Source organism: Kaistia soli DSM 19436 (assembly GCF_900129325.1).
In the GTDB taxonomy this organism is placed as follows: Bacteria; Pseudomonadota; Alphaproteobacteria; order Rhizobiales; family Kaistiaceae; genus Kaistia; species Kaistia soli.
The window spans coordinates 428,968-445,141 of sequence record NZ_FQUP01000001.1 but is presented as its reverse complement, the minus strand read 5'-3'; the positions used below and the strand labels follow the sequence as shown (position 1 = coordinate 445,141).

Genomic DNA, 16,174 nt, shown 5'->3' with positions numbered 1-16,174 from the left:
CCGTCAGGCGTCAGTCCTGCTCGCGCGCTGCGATGGCCATCTGCATCTGCTCGGATTTCTGAGCCGTCTTCGCGGCCGTCTTTCCGGACTTCTGCTGCTGGCGGATCGCAGCGACCAGCTCGGGGTTGCCGAGCTCGCCATATTTCGAGCGCAGGTCGTGTTCCTGCTCACGTTGTGCTTTGGTCTTAAATGTAGAGTGATCTTTGCTGGTCATGATCTGCTTCAGTCCTTGGCGTATTCGCGTTGCCGTTTCGGTCTTTCGCCGGCTGGCCAACGTGAATGACGCATATGATCATCTAATATGGCAGATTCGTGTTTTAGAAATCCGTTAACGACGGTTGGACATTCGTCATGCAAGGCTTTGGACTTGAAAGACGTTTCCTGTTGCCATTTCGACACATGATCACGTTCACACTTTATTACCACTTTGCATCAAAGAGGCGTGCGTGATGCGCCGGCTGCAGCGCCGAAGCGCAGGAGCCGCTGCCTGGGCGCTGCGTTTTGCCGCCCTGCCGATCCCCCTGCTGATCCTGGCGGGGCTGCTTCATCGTGCGTCCATGATTGCGCTGGCGCCGCTTTTTATCGTCATAGGATTCGCCTGGCTGCTGGCAGCTATGGCGCTTGTCGCCGCGATCTTCGCCTTCCGAACGATCTGGACAAATGGTGATCGCGGCGCGGGTACGGCCTGGGGCGCGACGGCGTTGGCGCTGGTCGTGCTGGCCGTGCCGGCCGCGATCGTCGTCGATCTCATCCGCCTACCGCGTATCGCCGATCTGTCGACCGATCTAGCCGATCCGCCGCTTTTCACGGCGGCTCCGGACAATGTCGTCATGCGGCCGTTGCCGAACGAGGCCGAACGTGCCGCCCAGATCGAGGCCTATCCCGACATCCTGCCACGCCATTATCCGCAGGCGCCGGAACGGGTCCATCAGGCGATCGCGGCCCTTGTCGCGGCGCATGGCTGGACGGTGACGGACGCGCGGGCGCCGGATAGCGACAATGAGGTCGGATGGATCGAGGCGACGGCGCGCACGCCGCTGCTGGCGTTGCCGGCCGATGTGGTGATCCGCATCATCGCCGATGGCTCCGGCGCCTTGGTCGACATGCGCTCGGCTTCGCGGATCGGGGCACACGACCTTGGCGATGATGCGAGGCGCATTCGCGACTTCTTTGGAGGATTGGACGCGGCGCTTCAGGGCGTAACCGAAGGAGAGGATGACGCCCGTCCGCCGCTGCAGGATGGAGCCGAGGATACGCCGCTGCCGCCGCTGCCGGAACGGGCGCCTGTCAGCCGACGCTGACCACTGCATAAGTGGCGGTAAGCCCGCTTCCATCGAGGACACGCACCCGGCCTCGGGCCACGAGATCCTCGATATGCGCCAGCACCGAGAGCGCCGCAGCCCCATGCAGCGCTGGCGGCGTCTCGCGGTAGATGACAGCGACGATCTCGGCAATCGTATGGTCGCCTCGCTCGATGCGGGCGAAGATGGCCGCCTCTCGCAACTTTCGATGCGCTTTCAACGCCCGCACGAACGCGGGCGCATCGGCAATTGGAGCGCCATGACCTGGCAGGTAGATCGTCTCGGGGCGGGCGGCGAGAATATCGAGCGAGCGCAGATAGTCGGCCATCGAGCCATCGGGTGGCGCGACCACCGTTGTCGACCATCCCATGACGTGATCGCCCGAAAACAGCATGTCGCTGCCGTCGAGCGCGAAAACCATGTGATTGGCAGCGTGGCCGGGGGTCGCTATCGCCGTGAGCGACCAGCCGTCGCCCGCAATGCGCTCGCCGTCCGCAATCTGGTGGTCCGGCGCGAATGCGCGATCGGCGCCGGCTTCGAGCGTTGCGTCCTCGCCGGGACGCGGCGGCCGCGCGAAGCGATGCGGGCCTCCAGCATGGACAGGCGCCCCGCAAGCGGCCTTGAGGCGCTGAACCCCGGCGGAATGGTCGCGATGGGTGTGGGTGACGAGGATGGTGTCGATCGTCTCGCCTGCCGTCGCGGCAATCAGCGCATCGATATGCGTGGCATCGTCGGGGCCGGGATCAATGATCGCGACATGGCCATGCCCGACAATATAGCTGTTCGTGCCGCGGAACGTGAACGGGTTGGCGTTCGGCGCCGTCACCCGGCGCACGTGGTCCCCAAGCGCCACGGCGGTGCCGGTCTGGGGATCGAAGTCGCGGTCGAAACAGATCTCTGCCATGAGCGGCAGTTAGAGACCATCGGCCGCCACTTCAACCTGAAATCTGCCGCCGGCGATTCCGTTCGCGCGAACTAAAACGCCCCGGACTGAGCCGGGGCGTTTGAGCCGTGCCCGACGACGCGGCACGGCAAATCACGAAGTCCGGGTTCAGGCGGACTGCTTGGCGGCGATCTTCGCCACATGGGCGCCCTGGTAGCGGGCGGCCTCGAGTTCGATGGCCGAAGGCTGGCGCGCGCCGTCACCGCCGGTGATGGTCGAGGCGCCGTAGGGCGAGCCGCCCTTGATCTCATCGAGACCCATCTGGCCCTGGAAGGCATAGGGCAGGCCAACGACGATCATGCCATGGTGCAGCAGCGTCGGAATGAAGCCGAGAATGGTCGATTCCTGGCCGCCATGCTGGGTCGCGGAGGAGGTGAAGACAGAGCCGACCTTGCCGACCAGCTTGCCCTGCGCCCAGAGGCCGCCGGTCTGGTCCCAGAAATTGCGCATCTGCGAGGTCACGGTGCCGTAGCGCGTGCCCGAGCCGACGATGATCGCGTCGTAATTCTCGAGTTCGGCCGGGGTGGCAATCGGTGCAGCCTGGTCCAGCTTGTAGTAGGAGGCCTTGGCGACCTCATCGGAAACCAGCTCCGGGACGCGCTTGATGTCGACTTCCGCGCCGGCCGAGCGAACGCCCTCGGCTACGGCTTCAGCCATCTTCTCGATATGGCCGTAGGCGGAATAATAGAGCACGAGAACCTTGGTCATGAATTGCAGTCCCTTTGGTTTGATAAGGCTTGTTTCGTCTGTTAGGGGCGCGAGGGGAAGCGCCCTTGCAGTGAACAGTCTGTCGCCGATGGGTGATTGACCTCTCGCAAGGCCTTCGCGGCGACGTTGCCTCTTCCAAACGCAATAGCACGCACTATGCTCCGGCGCGGGAGCTAAACGAGCCGGAGGAACCATGCTCGACAAGGAATTCAAGGTGCTGGACGAGCGGTTCCGCCGCTATGCCATGGGCAACGTGCATATCGAGAAGCTGTGGACCGGAAGCCGCTGGGCCGAGGGGCCGGCTTATTTTCCGGCCGGGAAATATCTGATCTGGTCCGATATCCCCAATGACCGGCTGCTGCGCTTTGATGAGACCGATGGCTCGGTCTCCGTCTTCTCGGCTCCCTGCAACAATCAGAACGGCCATACGGTCGATCTCGAGGGCCGGTTGATTGCCTGCGAGCATCGGGGCCGCGCCGTGACGCGAATCGAGCATGATGGCTCGCGCCGCATTCTTGCCGATCGATTCGAAGGCAAGAAGCTCAATTCACCGAACGACGTCGTCGTGAAGTCCGATGGTTCGATCTGGTTCACCGATCCAACCTACGGCATCGACGGCGAATACGAGGGCGATCACGCCATCTCGGAAATCGGCGCCTGCAACGTCTATCGCATCGACCCGATCAACGGTGCCGTAGCGGCAGTGGTCACCGACATGGTGAGACCGAACGGGCTCGCCTTCTCGCCGGATGAGAAGCTGCTCTACGTTGCCGACACCGGCCTCACGCACAAGCCGGACTGCTCGCCGGATATCCGCGTCTATCACGTGGCGCCGGATGGCCGCAGCGTTAGCGCGGGACGGCGCTTCGCGACCTGCGACAACGGGCTCTTCGACGGCTTCCGCATCGACATCCACGGCAATATCTGGAGTTCGGCCGCCGATGGCGTTCATTGCTTCGCGCCCGACGGAACGCTGATCGGCAAGATCCTCATCCCCGAGGTGGTGGCCAACGTCACCTTCGGCGGACGGAAGCGTAACCGCCTCTATATCTGCGGCACGACCAGCCTCTATTCGGTCTATCTCAACACCCAAGGAGCATTGCGCCCGAAGGTTTGAGCGATCCGATCCCGTTGTGCGCGCTCCCGGCCGGGCAGCGCGCACAACGGATTTCATAATCAGTGTGCCTCGTGCAGGCAGGCCGTATGGTCGCCAAGCACCTCGATGACGCGGCATTCGGCGACGCGGCCGTGTTCACCGTCATCGACCATGCGCTTGACCTCGGCCCTTAGCGCCGTCAGCCGCGCAATCTTCTCGTCGATATCCGCAAGGTGAAGGCGCGCGATCGAATCGACTTCCTGGCAGGACCGGTCGGGCTGGTCCGAGAGATCGAGCAACTGGCGGATCGCCTCGACGGCGAAGCCGAGGTCGCGCGCGTGGCGGATGAAACGCAGCCTGCTGATCGTCGCGGCATCATAGGTCCGCCGGTTGCTGTCGGTCCGGTCGGCGACCGGCAGCAGGCCGACGTCTTCATAGTAGCGGATGGTTGGCACCTTGACGCCAGTTGCCTTGGCGACGGCACCGATCGAGACGGCACGCATGTGATTTTCCCACTTGATCCTCTAGTCGCTTGAGCATTTAGCCTCTCCTCATACGGATGCAAGGGACGAGAGGCATTGTCATGAACGCGCCACTGACGACCGAGGAGCGCTACCGCATCGGCGGCATGGATTGCGCCGCCTGCGCAGCCAAGATCGACAAGGCGGTGCGCCGGATCGACGGCGTCGTCGAAGTCTCGGTTTCAGTGGCCGCAGGCACGATGACGGTCGCGCGCCGCAGCGAGACGGTGATCGAGAGCGCGGTGACGCGCGATGTCGGACTGCTCGGCTACAGCGCTGCGCGCATAGCCGGACGCAGCGCTGCCGTTCCGACAGCGCCGGCGCCGACACATGACCATTCGGATCACGATCACTCCGGCCACGATCATGGTGCCCATGATCATGACCACGCGGGGCATGATCATGGCGACCACGACCATGACGCGCCCGCGGCTGCTGCGCCGGCGGGGCTGCACGGCCACGACGACGAGGACGAAGCGGCAGGGGCCCCCTGGTGGAAGACGCGGAAGGCGCGGCTGACCATCGCTGCTGGACTGGCGATCGTCGCCGCCTATGGCGTCATGCTGGCTTTCCCGGCGCTCGGCCACTGGCCGTTCGCACTCGCCATGCTGGTCGGCCTTGTACCAATTGCCCGCCGCGCCTTCATGGCGGCACGCTTCGGCAGCCCGTTCTCGATCGAGACGCTCATGACCATCGCAGCGGTCGGCGCGGTCGCCATCGGCGCCAGCGAAGAAGCGGCCATGGTCGTCTTCCTGTTCCTGATCGGCGAGATGCTGGAAGGTGCCGCCGCCCGGCGCGCGCGCTCCAGCATCCGCGCGCTCTCAGATCTTTTGCCGGAGACAGCACTGCTCGAGGTCGGGGAGGGAACCAAGGCCGTTCCCGCCAATGCGCTTGCGGTTGGCAATATCATCCGCGTGCGGCCGGGCGACCGGATCGCTGCCGACGGCCTCATTCTCAGCGGGACGAGCGCCATCGACGAGGCGACGGTTACGGGCGAGAGCGTTCCGAAGCGCAAGGCCGAAGGCGATGCGGTCTTCGCTGGCACGATCAATGCCGACGGCTTGCTGCGCGTCGAAGTGACGGCGGCGGCGACGGATAATACGATTGCCCGCATCGTTCGCCTCGTCGAGGAAGCGCAGGAATCGAAGGCGCCGATGGAGCGCTTCATCGATCGCTTCGCGCGGGTCTACACGCCCGGAGTCCTGGTCGCCGGCGCGCTCGTCGCCGTGCTGCCGCCGCTTCTCCTCGGCGGCTCCTGGGATGAATGGATATACAAGGGCCTCGCGATCCTGCTGATCGGCTGCCCTTGTGCGCTGGTGATCTCGACGCCGGCGGCCATCGCGGCAGGTCTGGCTGCTGGAGCGCGGCAGGGACTGCTGATGAAGGGTGGTGCCGTTCTCGAGCGCTTGGCAGCGATCAATCGCGTCGCCTTCGACAAGACGGGCACGCTGACGCTCGGCCGCCCCGTCGTGAGCGCGCTTGTTCCGTTTGGGACCACCGATGAGACCGAACTGCTGACACTCGCAGCGGGGATCGAGGCCGGCTCGAGCCATCCCCTCGCCAAGGCGATCCTCGCTCGCGCGGCCGAAGCGGGCATCACGCCGCCCTCAGCGGAGGATGCGACGGCCGTTCCTGGCAAAGGCGTCGCAGGGCGGATCGGCGGACGCGCCCTCTTCTTCGGCGGGTTGTCGGCGGGCGCGGATCGCGTCTCGTTGGATGATGCGACGCGCGTGAAGGCCGAGGCCATGGCCGCGGCTGGTGACAGCGTCTCGGTTCTGATGGCGGATGGCGAGCCGCTCGGCCTCGTCGCGATCCGTGACGGCGCAAGGCCGGATGCGCAGGCCGGGCTTCAGGAACTGGCGCGGATGGGTATCGGCGCGATCATGCTGACGGGCGACAATGTCCGGGCAGCCACACGCGTCGGCGGAGAAATGGGCATCGAGGTGCGCGCCGAGCTTCTCCCCGAGGACAAGCAGCGGATCGTGACAGAGCTGCGTGCTGCCGGCTTTCATGTGGCCAAGATCGGCGATGGCATCAACGACGCGCCGGCGCTGGCGGCCGCCGATGTCGGCATCGCCATGGGCGGGGGCACCGACGTCGCGCTCGACACGGCTGATGCCGCGATCCTCAACAGCCGTATCGGCGATGTCGCTCGTCTGATTCGACTGGCGCGGCGCACCATGGCGAAGATCCATCAGAACATCGTCATCGCGCTCGGCCTGAAGGCCGTGTTCCTTGTCACGACGATTCTCGGCATCACCGGGCTCTGGCCGGCCATCCTGGCCGACACCGGAGCGACCGTTCTGGTTACCATCAACGCGCTGACCCTGCTGGCTCCACGCCGTGGCGCCTGAGTGAGTATCGGACGTCATAGGGTTCATGGCCGGCGGCCTACTGATGCCGGCCGCGGAGCGCTGCTGCGACCTTGCGAAAGCTGATGCCGGCGAAGCGCTCAAGGCTGCTCCAGCGTGATGATGCGGCCGACTCGCTCGCGCTGCCGACGGCCGCGTTCGCAACCGCCATCGGCGCCATCAAGCAAATATTAATCATGATTACCGATGCTTGATCCCGCAGCTTGGCAGGATTGAAGCCGCGACATGAGCGATTCTTTCGAAGAACTGGACCAGCCCGACCCGCGATCGACTTTTTACCGAGTCGTCGAGGGTCTGACGGTCGTTGCCCTTCTGGTGGCCGTCGTGCTTTGGCAGTCCGACGACACCCTCCAGGCCGCCCGACAACTGCTGGGTTCCGGCGAAGAGGCGGGGGCTGCGCCGGTGGTGGTTGCGGCTCAGCCCCGTTCCTCCGACATCCGCCTCGTCGATCCTTCGGCTCCGTTGAGGCACCGCGCCACCGATCTCGATCTGGTGGAAACCGGGTCGGTCGTGCAGCCGCAGCAGGCCGCGTTGGCGTCCTCTGCCGAGATTCCCTCACCTCCCCGCGCCGTGTCACAGTCGATGCCGATGCAGGTCCGAGAAGGTTGGTCTGCGGCGTGCGACGGCGAGGGCGACCGCTTCTGCACCGCGTCGCAGGCGCTCACCCAGGCGGACGACCCGACAGTTGAAACGTCCTGGACCATCCAGCACAGCGATAGCGGCCTCTACGGCATCTGGACCGTGCCGACTGGCGTGCTCGTGTCGCGCGGCATGGTGCTCATCATGGGCGACGGCCAGCCGAAGACCGTTCCCTATTCTGGCTGCGGCGCCCATTCCTGCCAGGTGAGGGCGCGGCTTGCCGACGACTTCGTCACTCTGCTCAGGAATTCCAAGCGGGTCTCGACCGAGATCGTGCTGAAGAACGGCAAGACCGTCACCTTCGACTTTTCACCGGAAGGCCTCGACGCCGCGTTGGAAAAGCTCGGCGTCTGAACTTTGCGCTGCGGCCGGCATTGATCCTTTGACGCGGTACGACACCGCACAAGGAGGCAATGATGGCATCACGCGACGAACGTATCCGCGAGCGGGCCTATTTTCTTTGGCAGCAGGCCGGCGCGCCAGCGGGGCGGGCCGAGGAATTCTGGCAAGATGCCGAGCAGCATGAGAGCCGCGAGGGCAGCGATCTGCCGAGCGCAGGTCCGCATGCCCGTCCCGACCTCATCAATGAAGATGCTACCATCGGGTCTGGCATGTTCCCGTCGCCCGGCGACGATGATGAAGGCACCGCGCAACCTTCGGGCTGACGGCAGCGTCAGTCGCTTGAAAGCGGCAGTCCCGGAGCTCGGCCCCGCACATAGCCGAAGCTGATCGTCTCGGCCCGTGCGTCCGCAACGATCAGCAGTGTTTCGAGTGCGGCACGCCAATCGCCGTCATGCATCGCGATGATGTCGTCGATCCGTTCATCGAGCGCCGCCTGATCGTGATCAACCGTATTGGCCGTTCTGCCCGTGCTGGATGCGCCCATGATGTCCGTTCCAAATGAGAAGATGTTCCTATTTTGTTCTCATTCCAGGCAGAGTCAACCAGCCGCGTCGGTGTTGTCCACGGCGCGAGGAGAGTTCCGTGGGAGAGGCCGGACCCCCGTCCGGCCTCCACTATGCACGACAGTCGACGCCTTCAGCTAATTCGGCCTTCGCTCGCCGGGTTCTGACCGCGTTCGCCGTCGCTCAGCGCAGCGTCAGGCCGCCATCCACCGTGATGACCTCGCCGGTTGTAAACGAAGCGGCGTCGCTGGCGAGGTAGACGACTGAGCCGGCGAGCTCATCCACCGTGCCGAGCCGGTTCATCACCGCGTCCTTGGCCCAGTGATTGGTCGCGACTTCGGGATGCTCGCGAAGCACTTCCTGCGTGAGTTCCGTCATGATGTAGCCGGGGGCGAGGGCGTTGACGCGGATATTGTGTTCCGCCCATTCAGTGGCGAAAGCCTTGGTCATCATATGCACACCAGCCTTCGAGACATTGTAGGCGGCCTGGCGGAATGGCCAGTTGACGATGCGGCCGGACATCGAACCGATATTGATGATCGAGCCGCTTTTCTGCGCGATCATCATCTTGCCGATCTCACGGCTGACCAGGAAGAGGCCGTCGAGATTGACGCTCATCGTCTCGCGCCAGTTTGCGAGGCTGTAGTCCTCGGCATTGCCGGGAATGATGATGCCGGCATTGTTGACGAGGATGTCGACACGGCCCCAGCGCGCGGCAACCTCCTGCGCCATGCGCTCGACATCGGCTTCCACGGATACGTCGGCCTGGATCACGAAGCTGTCGCCGCCCTTGGCGTTCAGCTCGGCGGCAAGTTCCTCGGCAAGTTCGGTCGACGACCGTACGACGATGGCAATGTCGGCGCCCTGCGCTGCCAAGGCTTCGCTCAGCGCACGGCCGATGCCGCGCGAGCCGCCGGTGACGATGGCCTTGCGGCCGGTGAGGTCGAACAGACGCGTATAATCGCGCGGGGCTGCCATGTTTCAGTTTCCTCCCGAATAAACTGCAGATTGTCGTGTGTTTGTCAGGCAGCGTCCTGGCGGCCTGATGCCTCGACCGTAGAATTTTCGCCGATCTGCTTCAACAGATGCTCCCCGGTCCGCAGCGCCTGCGCCACGATGGTCAGCGAGGGGTTGAAGCCAGTCGAGGACGGCAGGAACGAGGCATCGACGACATAGAGATTGTCGATATCCCAGACCTTGCAGTTGGTATCGAGCACCGAGGTCGCCGGGTCGGTGCCGAAGCGCGCGGTGCCGCACTGATGCATCGAAACCTTGATGTCCATCTTCTGCGTGATGATGATCGGATAGCCGAGCGCGCGCATATGCCGGCTCCACACCTTCACCAGCTCTCCATGCGACTTCAGGTTGTTCTCGGTATAGCTGAGGCGGATATGCCCGTCGGGATCGACGGTGACGCGGTTGTTCGGGTCCGGCAGATCCTCGGACATCAGCCACCAGTCGACACTGCGCTCGGCGAACAGCGCCATCAGCCAGTCCGGCGCCCAGGGCAGGTTGGCGGTCAGCATGCCAGACTGCAGCTTGCCGAGGCCCTGGACGTTGCCGAGCGGATACGGCCGCTCCTTGTTGGCGAGGTAGAAGTCGTTGATCGCCATCGACTTCTGAAACTTGACGCGGTTCTTCCTGAGCGGGTTCACCGCCATCATGGCGGTGTTGTTGTGCGCCATGTAGTTGCGGCCGAGCTGGTCGGAGGCGTTGTTGCCGAGCCCCTTTGGGTGCTTGTCATTCGCGGAGCGCAGCAGGAGGGCCGATGAATTAATCGCGCCGGCCGAGCAAATGAAAGTCCCGCCCGTAATCGTGCTCACCACGCCATCGCGCTCGATCTCCACGGCGACGACACGCTTGCCGGACGCGTCGGTGATCAATCGGCGGACGTAGGTCTCGGTGATCAGAGTGACGCCGCCCTTGGCGAGCGCCGGATTGATCAGCCGCACCTCCGCATCGCCCTTCGCACCGATCTTGCAGGCAAAGCCGTCGCAGGTCATGCAACGCGCGCAGGCGCCGCCATTGTGATAGTCGATCGCGATCGGCAGCGGGAACGGCCGGAGACCGCGGGCGCGGAGCTTCGTGTCGAAGGCGGCGATTTCCGGCTCGTGACCGATCGCCGGATAGGGCATAGGGCCGGAGCGCGGCGGTTCGATCGGATCGAGGCCGGCCTCGCCATGGGTGCCCATGAGCTTCTCGGCGCGGGCGTAATAGGGTTCGAACACGTCGTAGGAAACGGGCCAGGCCGGCGCGACGCCTGCCTCGTGCTGCAGCTCAGCGAAATCCTCCTTGCGGAAGCGCACCGTCGCCGCGCCGAAGAACTTCGAGTTACCGCCGACATAATAATAGGTGCCGGGACTGAAGAGGGCGCCGTTCTTGTCGCGCCATTGCTCCTTCGCCGCGTATTTGCGCTTGTGAAAGACGGCATCGACGCTCCAGTTGTCCGGTTCGCGCGGCAGCCGCGTGCCGCGCTCGATCATCAGGATGTCGCGGCCAGGTGCGGCGAGGCTGTTCGCCAGCGCGCCGCCCCCGACTCCGGCGCCGATGATGATGATGTCGTAACTGTCCTTGAGCGTCGTCATGGCCGTTCTCCTCCCTGCGCCGCGCAGTCTTCGCTGCGTCAGCGCCGGAACCTTGGTGGTGTGTCGATGGCGCAGTCCGTCACGGGCTCTTGCGCCGGAAATAGAGTCCGTCCTCGTACATCGCGCTCATCACCGCGAAGGATGCGTCGAGATGGATCTTCATCGCGAGTTCCGCCTGATCGGCATTGCGCCTTTCGAGAGCGCGCACGATCGCGGCATGCTGTTCGGTTACCTCCGCCAGATGCCCGGGCACCGGCGCGCTCAGCTGACGCATGCGGTCGAGATGCGATTTGACGAGGTTGATGAACTTCCACATGCGCGGATAGCGGCTGATCGCAGCGATCGCACCGTGAAAGGCGTCGTCGACCTCGATATAGTCCTTGAGAGCCTCGCGCTTTAAAATCGCGCGCATTTCGTTGAGCAGCCCGTCGAGCCTGGCGATATCGGAATCGGTCACGAAGGCGACGGCGCGGCGCACGGTCTCGATTTCGAGTGCGCGGCGGATGACGAACCCTTCCTCGGCGACCTCGTAGGAGATCTTGCTGACATAGGTGCCAGAATGGGGAAACATGTCGACGAGATCCTCGTCGACCAGTCGCTTCAGCGCCTCGCGGACCGGCGTGCGCGACACACCATATTGCGCGCAGAGTTCCTTTTCCGAGATCGCCGCGCCCGGCACCATCGCCAATCTCACAATAGCATGGCGCAGCTTCTCATATATCTGGTCGGCTTTTTGGGCCGGCCGATCGCTGGTTGCACGCAATGCTGACGGTGCGGAAACCGCGATTTCCATTACTTGCGCTCGACATTCCCGGGCGATGATGACGCCGACACTCTGGACCGGCTCGAATAACTCATATATCGGTTGCCGTCGCAAGCGGTATTCGTCAGGATCGCCATCCGACGACGGACCGCCTATGCGGCGCCCGCCGCTTCACGTCCGCCAGCATCTGGAACCCGCCGCGATGGCCCTCATCACCTATCTGACCCGTATCGAGTTCGACGAAGGCGCTGTGGCACGGCTGCCCGCGATCCTTGACGGGCTCAAGGTTTCCCGGCCCTTGATCGTGACCGATCGCGGCCTCGTCGCCACCGGCCTGATCGAGCGAGTCGCGGGCCTCTTCAAGGCGCCGCCCGCGATCTTCACCGAGACGCCGGCCAACCCGACGGAGGAGGCGGTGCTGAAGGCGTTCGCCCTGTTCACCGAGGTCGGCTGCGATGGCATCGTCGGGCTCGGCGGCGGTTCGTCGATCGATCTTGCGAAGGCCGTGCGCCTGTTGACCGGCCATCCCGGCCCGCTGTCGCAATACACCGCCGTCGAAGGCGGCGCGGCGAAGATCCACGGCAATATCGTCCCGATGGTCGCGGTGCCGACCACCTCGGGGACTGGCTCGGAAGTTGGCCGTGCCGCCGTGATCATTACCGCGGAAGGACGAAAGCTCGGCATCATCAGCCCGCATATGCTGCCGAGCGTCGCGCTTTGCGATCCGGAGCTGACCTATGGCCTGCCGCCCTATCTAACCGCCGCGACGGGCATGGATGCGCTGTCGCATTGCCTCGAGACCTTCATGGCACCGGCGGTCAATCCGCCGGCCGATGCGATCGCCATCGACGGGCTGAAGCGCGGCTTCAAGGCGATCCGCACGGCCGTCAGGGACGGCACGGACCGCAAGGCGCGCTGGGACATGATGATGTGCGCGCTCGAAGGTGCGATGGCCTTCCAGAAGGGTCTTGGCGCGGTGCATGCGCTCACCCATCCGCTTGGCGCCGTGCGCGAACTGAACCTCCATCACGGCACGCTCAATGCCGTTCTGACGCCCGCGGTGCTGCGCTTCAACCGTCCGGTGATTGGCGACAAGTGGGACATCATTGCCGAGATCGTCGGCGGTCCGCCGGATGAAGTCTTCGCGACGCTTTCCGTCGAGATCGGCCTGCCCTCCGGTCTCGACGCGATGGGCGTCACCGAGGCGATGATGGAGCATGTCTCGGGCGAGGCGTTGAAGGATCATTGCCACGCCACCAATCCGCGCATCGCAACGCGCGCCGAATATCTCGACATCCTGCACGCCTCCCGCTGAAGGGGCGGGCGGCCGCTTGATCGCGCCGCTTGCACCTATGCTATTGAGGACGCGGGAGACCTCGGCTCAAAACATCAAACGGGAGGAAACGCCATGAAGGCGTCCGACAAGAAGCGCTTGAAGCGCGCCGGTATCGATCTGACCTTGCTCGGCCTCGGCACGGCGCCACTCGGCGGGCTCTATGCCCCGGTGCCGGTCAGCGATGCCCGCGAAACCATCGCGGCGGCCTGGGAGCGGGGCATCCGCTATTATGATACCGCGCCGATGTATGGGCTCGGCCGCTGCGAGCATCTGGTCGGCGAATTCCTGCGCGAGCAGGACCCGGACGCCTTCCGCATCAGCACCAAGGTCGGCCGGCTCATGAGCTTCGATCGCCCCGGCCGCACGCTGCCGCCGGAGCCGCCGAAGAACGAGTTCGACTCCGGCTGGAACAACGGCCTGCCGTTCCGCGAGGTGTTCGACTACAGCTACGATGCGATCCTGCGTTCCTATGACGACAGCCGCCAGCGCACTGGCCTCGGCCGGCTCGACATCCTGTTCGTGCATGACATCGGCCGCGTCACCCACGGTGATCTCCATGAGCATCATTGGAACGCGCTGACCAAGGGCGGCGGTTTCCGCGCGCTCACCGAGCTGAAGGCCGCAGGCCTGATCGCCGGCTTCGGCCTTGGGGTCAATGAATGGCAGGTGACGCGCGACGCCATGCAGGAGACGGATCTCGATATCTCGATGCTGGCCGGCCGCTTCTCGCTTCTCGATGACAGCTCGGTGGAGACTTTTCTGCCGCTGGCGCTCAAGCATGACGTAGACCTCGTCATTGCTGGCGTGTTCAATTCTGGCATCCTCGCCTCGACCTCAGGCCGCAAAAAGTTCAACTACGCGGATGCGCCTGCAGCCGTGATCGCCAAAGCCGAGAAGCTCGCCGCCGTCTGCCAGAGCTTCAATGTCCCGCTGCCCGCCGCCGCGATCCAGTATCCGTTCCGCCACAAGGCGACGACCGTCGTCGCCGTTGGCGCCAAGACGGCGAAGCAGATCAACACGAATGTCGACTGGTTCGAGCAGCCGATACCGGAGGAACTCTGGGCGACGCTGGAAAAGGACGGGCTGATCCCGTCTTTCGGCTGAACCAAAAGCGGCCCGGTCGGATCATCCAGCCGGGCCTTTTTGAATCCAGCAGGACAGGCCAATGCGCCATCCGGTCGCTTCTGTCGGGTTGTATCGCTGCCGCCGCCCGCGCGCTAAGCTCCGGCGGCAACGAATCCGAGGAACATGCCATGTCGACCGACAGACCCCGTCGCCCGAAGGATCCGTTCGCGGCCGCCGAGGCGATGTTTGCCAAGAAGCGCGCGCCGGACATCAAGACGCCCTCGCTGCCGAATGTCCGGGAACTCGTCTCGCTCCGGATCGACCGTGACGTGATCGAGCACTTTCAGGCCGAAGGTCCCGGCTGGCAGGACCGCGTCAACGACGCGCTGCGCGCAGCCGCCATAGCGAGCGGCATGAAGGTCGAAGGCGAGGAATAGCCTCGCCGTTTCCGCGCCGCCAGGATCGTTCCCTGGCGGTGAAGTGTGCAAGACGCCTGAGCCTGCTGGTTCGATCCGGCAAGGCTCCCTCCGCGACCGCGGGGACGCAACGCATCACTGCTTCCGGGTGCCAGCCAGACGCGCTCGGGCAAAATGAGTCGCGAAAACAAATCGAACAGTCCGCTGCAGGAGCGATCGGCTCGGGCCCCCTTGGGCCGCGGGGCAAACGTGAACATGCAGCGCTCCGCCTGCGGCAGCATCCTGACCTTCAGCCTGGTGCCCACCCAAATGGGGGTACCTCTAATTTGGTAAGGCGATTGAGATCTGAAGAAGTAGAGATGCGACGCGTCTCAGTGTAAAACGATCTTGTACTCGATTGGGTCCCTTATAAATCCACATCGGGTCGGGCGGCCAGATTGGATGTTTCCCAACGGCGCATTTCGACGCGCCTTCCTGGCTTGTGCATTTCCGAGTGGTTGGCGGACTGTGACCAGAAGAGGGCGCGATGCTTAAGACACTATATTTTGGTTTTGTCGCGTTGCTTTTTGCATTTTTCGTGGGTGGCATGAGCGCCCGGCACGATATGTTCCCCTGGCCTCAGCTCTTCGCGGCCAAGCAGCGGGCGCTCGGCGCTAAGTCCGTCGAGGCAAGTCGCTACGTCTTCGAAGACAACGGCCTCTTGGTGGCTGATGAATCCAAGACAGCGGTCGCTTGTCCCAGCCAGACCGATCGAACCGCTGTTCTGCTTGTCCTCGGTCAATCCAACGCTTCCAACCATGCGGGACAGCGGTACCGATCAGGCGATGGCGACCGCGTCGTCAACTTTTTTGGCGGAAAGTGCTATGTCGCCGCCTCGCCGCTCCTTGGATCGACGGGCTCTGCCGGCGAATATTGGACCTTGCTCGGAAATCTGCTGGTTGCGTCGGGTAAGTTCGACAGCGTCGTCCTTGCGCCCTTGGCGGTTACCGGCTCGGTCGTCCAACGGTGGGCGAAGGGCGGAGATCTTAACACGCTGCTGATCGACACGGCGGGACAGGTTCGGAGGGCGGGCTATCAGGTGACCGATGTCCTGTGGGTCCAAGGCGAGGCCGACTACGTGAAAGGAACGGGCTCGGACGCCTATCGCGACCGTTTCCTGTCGATGGTCGACACGCTCCGCCAGCAAGGCGTCGACGCACCCGTCTATATCTCCACCGCTACAAAATGTCTGGAGCCCAGCAATGGCGGCTTCAAGGTCCACGATCCTGACAACGCGATCGTGCGCGCGCAGGAAGCGCTGCACAAAGCTGGAAACGGCATAAGGGCCGGTATCGATACGGATATTCTGCTGGACGAAGTCGACCGCTACGACGACTGTCATTTCGGCGGATCGGGCAACGAAAAGGCCGCCCAGGCATGGACCGAGCTTCTGCTCAATGATCAACGGCAGTTGAGCATGCAGTGATGCGTCCGCCGCCTCCAAAGATTAGGCGCGCCGCCGCGATCGCGGGCTGAATACTGGAC

Annotated in this window: 18 protein-coding genes; 10 read left to right on the top strand and 8 right to left on the bottom strand. The window is 64.1% G+C overall.

Annotation, left to right across the window (positions count from 1 at the left end; translation table 11 throughout):
- Nucleotides 1-10: 10 nt before the first annotated feature.
- Nucleotides 11-214: a hypothetical protein gene (locus BUB39_RS25385; RefSeq protein WP_073051420.1), complete on the bottom strand. Its 204-nt coding sequence runs from the start codon at nt 212-214 to the stop codon at nt 11-13.
- 235 nt (nt 215-449) lie between these two features.
- Here BUB39_RS25385 and BUB39_RS02275 point away from each other — a divergent pair, with 235 nt between their 5' ends.
- Complete coding sequence (locus BUB39_RS02275; RefSeq protein WP_073051419.1) at nt 450-1,301, top strand: DUF1499 domain-containing protein; 852 nt, start codon at nt 450-452, stop codon at nt 1,299-1,301.
- Here the strand turns inward: BUB39_RS02275 and BUB39_RS02270 are convergent.
- Nucleotides 1,288-2,205: an MBL fold metallo-hydrolase gene (locus tag BUB39_RS02270; RefSeq protein ID WP_073051418.1), complete on the bottom strand. Its 918-nt coding sequence runs from the start codon at nt 2,203-2,205 to the stop codon at nt 1,288-1,290. The two genes, BUB39_RS02275 and BUB39_RS02270, sit on opposite strands and share 14 nt — an antisense overlap.
- Nucleotides 2,206-2,352: 147 nt before the next feature.
- Complete coding sequence (wrbA, locus tag BUB39_RS02265; protein ID WP_073051417.1) at nt 2,353-2,952, bottom strand: NAD(P)H:quinone oxidoreductase type IV; 600 nt, start codon at nt 2,950-2,952, stop codon at nt 2,353-2,355.
- A gap of 193 nt (nt 2,953-3,145) precedes the next feature.
- On the opposite strand from wrbA, the gene BUB39_RS02260 reads away from it, so the two are divergent.
- On the top strand, nt 3,146-4,069 hold the full coding sequence (locus BUB39_RS02260; RefSeq protein WP_073051416.1) for an SMP-30/gluconolactonase/LRE family protein: 924 nt from the start codon (nt 3,146-3,148) through the stop codon (nt 4,067-4,069).
- A 59-nt stretch (nt 4,070-4,128) separates the two neighbouring features.
- Here the strand turns inward: BUB39_RS02260 and BUB39_RS02255 are convergent, their stop codons facing one another.
- Nucleotides 4,129-4,551 (bottom strand): MerR family transcriptional regulator, encoded by a 423-nt coding sequence (locus tag BUB39_RS02255; RefSeq protein WP_073051415.1) that lies wholly within the window; start codon nt 4,549-4,551, stop codon nt 4,129-4,131.
- An 80-nt stretch (nt 4,552-4,631) separates the two neighbouring features.
- Between BUB39_RS02255 and BUB39_RS02250 the strand changes: the two genes are divergently transcribed.
- The 4 genes from BUB39_RS02250 to BUB39_RS02240 all read left to right on the top strand — a co-directional run bounded on the left by BUB39_RS02250 (nt 4,632) and on the right by BUB39_RS02240 (nt 8,245).
- On the top strand, nt 4,632-6,923 hold the full coding sequence (locus tag BUB39_RS02250; protein ID WP_073051414.1) for a heavy metal translocating P-type ATPase: 2,292 nt from the start codon (nt 4,632-4,634) through the stop codon (nt 6,921-6,923).
- 83 nt (nt 6,924-7,006) lie between these two features.
- Nucleotides 7,007-7,135: a hypothetical protein gene (locus BUB39_RS25865; protein WP_280174637.1), complete on the top strand. Its 129-nt coding sequence runs from the start codon at nt 7,007-7,009 to the stop codon at nt 7,133-7,135.
- A gap of 31 nt (nt 7,136-7,166) precedes the next feature.
- Nucleotides 7,167-7,934 carry an invasion associated locus B family protein gene (locus BUB39_RS02245; protein ID WP_073051413.1) on the top strand — a complete coding sequence of 256 codons (768 nt, stop codon included), beginning with the start codon at nt 7,167-7,169 and terminating at the stop codon, nt 7,932-7,934.
- 62 nt (nt 7,935-7,996) lie between these two features.
- Complete coding sequence (locus BUB39_RS02240; protein WP_244540123.1) at nt 7,997-8,245, top strand: DUF2934 domain-containing protein; 249 nt, start codon at nt 7,997-7,999, stop codon at nt 8,243-8,245.
- Nucleotides 8,246-8,253: 8 nt separating this feature from the next.
- Here BUB39_RS02240 and BUB39_RS02235 read toward each other — a convergent pair whose 3' ends face one another.
- The 4 genes from BUB39_RS02235 to BUB39_RS02220 form a co-directional block, all read right to left on the bottom strand.
- Nucleotides 8,254-8,466: a hypothetical protein gene (locus BUB39_RS02235; protein WP_073051411.1), complete on the bottom strand. Its 213-nt coding sequence runs from the start codon at nt 8,464-8,466 to the stop codon at nt 8,254-8,256.
- 202 nt (nt 8,467-8,668) lie between these two features.
- Nucleotides 8,669-9,463, bottom strand: a complete 795-nt coding sequence (locus BUB39_RS02230; protein ID WP_073051410.1) for an SDR family NAD(P)-dependent oxidoreductase — start codon at nt 9,461-9,463, stop codon at nt 8,669-8,671.
- Nucleotides 9,464-9,507: 44 nt separating this feature from the next.
- Nucleotides 9,508-11,070, bottom strand: coding sequence for a GMC family oxidoreductase (locus BUB39_RS02225; RefSeq protein WP_073051409.1), 1,563 nt, complete (start codon nt 11,068-11,070; stop codon nt 9,508-9,510).
- Nucleotides 11,071-11,149: 79 nt separating this feature from the next.
- Nucleotides 11,150-11,863, bottom strand: coding sequence for a GntR family transcriptional regulator (locus BUB39_RS02220; protein WP_073051408.1), 714 nt, complete (start codon nt 11,861-11,863; stop codon nt 11,150-11,152).
- Nucleotides 11,864-12,035: 172 nt separating this feature from the next.
- Here BUB39_RS02220 and BUB39_RS02215 point away from each other — a divergent pair, with 172 nt between their 5' ends.
- The 4 genes from BUB39_RS02215 (at nt 12,036) to BUB39_RS02200 (ending at nt 16,115) form a co-directional block, all read left to right on the top strand.
- Entirely contained in the window at nt 12,036-13,148 is a 1,113-nt protein-coding gene (locus BUB39_RS02215) for an iron-containing alcohol dehydrogenase (protein WP_073052688.1), read from the top strand.
- A 93-nt stretch (nt 13,149-13,241) separates the two neighbouring features.
- On the top strand, nt 13,242-14,273 hold the full coding sequence (locus BUB39_RS02210) for an aldo/keto reductase (RefSeq protein WP_073051407.1): 1,032 nt from the start codon (nt 13,242-13,244) through the stop codon (nt 14,271-14,273).
- A gap of 149 nt (nt 14,274-14,422) precedes the next feature.
- The gene (locus BUB39_RS02205; RefSeq protein ID WP_073051406.1) at nt 14,423-14,671 is read left to right on the top strand and encodes a BrnA antitoxin family protein; all 249 of its coding nucleotides are present in this window, start codon (nt 14,423-14,425) and stop codon (nt 14,669-14,671) included.
- Between the two features lie 505 nt (nt 14,672-15,176).
- Nucleotides 15,177-16,115: a sialate O-acetylesterase gene (locus tag BUB39_RS02200; RefSeq protein ID WP_073051405.1), complete on the top strand. Its 939-nt coding sequence runs from the start codon at nt 15,177-15,179 to the stop codon at nt 16,113-16,115.
- Nucleotides 16,116-16,174 lie beyond the last annotated feature (59 nt).

What these genes read in the sequence shown, in the direction of transcription:
- BUB39_RS25385 (WP_073051420.1), bottom strand. Translation starts at nt 214, where the DNA reads ATGACCAGCAAAGATCACTCTACATTTAAGACCAAAGCACAACGTGAG.
- BUB39_RS02275 (WP_073051419.1), top strand. Translation starts at nt 450, where the DNA reads ATGCGCCGGCTGCAGCGCCGAAGCGCAGGAGCCGCTGCCTGGGCGCTG.
- BUB39_RS02270 (WP_073051418.1), bottom strand. Translation starts at nt 2,205, where the DNA reads ATGGCAGAGATCTGTTTCGACCGCGACTTCGATCCCCAGACCGGCACC.
- wrbA (WP_073051417.1), bottom strand. Translation starts at nt 2,952, where the DNA reads ATGACCAAGGTTCTCGTGCTCTATTATTCCGCCTACGGCCATATCGAG.
- BUB39_RS02260 (WP_073051416.1), top strand. Translation starts at nt 3,146, where the DNA reads ATGCTCGACAAGGAATTCAAGGTGCTGGACGAGCGGTTCCGCCGCTAT.
- BUB39_RS02255 (WP_073051415.1), bottom strand. Translation starts at nt 4,551, where the DNA reads ATGCGTGCCGTCTCGATCGGTGCCGTCGCCAAGGCAACTGGCGTCAAG.
- BUB39_RS02250 (WP_073051414.1), top strand. Translation starts at nt 4,632, where the DNA reads ATGAACGCGCCACTGACGACCGAGGAGCGCTACCGCATCGGCGGCATG.
- BUB39_RS25865 (WP_280174637.1), top strand. Translation starts at nt 7,007, where the DNA reads ATGCCGGCGAAGCGCTCAAGGCTGCTCCAGCGTGATGATGCGGCCGAC.
- BUB39_RS02245 (WP_073051413.1), top strand. Translation starts at nt 7,167, where the DNA reads ATGAGCGATTCTTTCGAAGAACTGGACCAGCCCGACCCGCGATCGACT.
- BUB39_RS02240 (WP_244540123.1), top strand. Translation starts at nt 7,997, where the DNA reads ATGGCATCACGCGACGAACGTATCCGCGAGCGGGCCTATTTTCTTTGG.
- BUB39_RS02235 (WP_073051411.1), bottom strand. Translation starts at nt 8,466, where the DNA reads ATGGGCGCATCCAGCACGGGCAGAACGGCCAATACGGTTGATCACGAT.
- BUB39_RS02230 (WP_073051410.1), bottom strand. Translation starts at nt 9,463, where the DNA reads ATGGCAGCCCCGCGCGATTATACGCGTCTGTTCGACCTCACCGGCCGC.
- BUB39_RS02225 (WP_073051409.1), bottom strand. Translation starts at nt 11,070, where the DNA reads ATGACGACGCTCAAGGACAGTTACGACATCATCATCATCGGCGCCGGA.
- BUB39_RS02220 (WP_073051408.1), bottom strand. Translation starts at nt 11,863, where the DNA reads ATGGAAATCGCGGTTTCCGCACCGTCAGCATTGCGTGCAACCAGCGAT.
- BUB39_RS02215 (WP_073052688.1), top strand. Translation starts at nt 12,036, where the DNA reads ATGGCCCTCATCACCTATCTGACCCGTATCGAGTTCGACGAAGGCGCT.
- BUB39_RS02210 (WP_073051407.1), top strand. Translation starts at nt 13,242, where the DNA reads ATGAAGGCGTCCGACAAGAAGCGCTTGAAGCGCGCCGGTATCGATCTG.
- BUB39_RS02205 (WP_073051406.1), top strand. Translation starts at nt 14,423, where the DNA reads ATGTCGACCGACAGACCCCGTCGCCCGAAGGATCCGTTCGCGGCCGCC.
- BUB39_RS02200 (WP_073051405.1), top strand. Translation starts at nt 15,177, where the DNA reads ATGCTTAAGACACTATATTTTGGTTTTGTCGCGTTGCTTTTTGCATTT.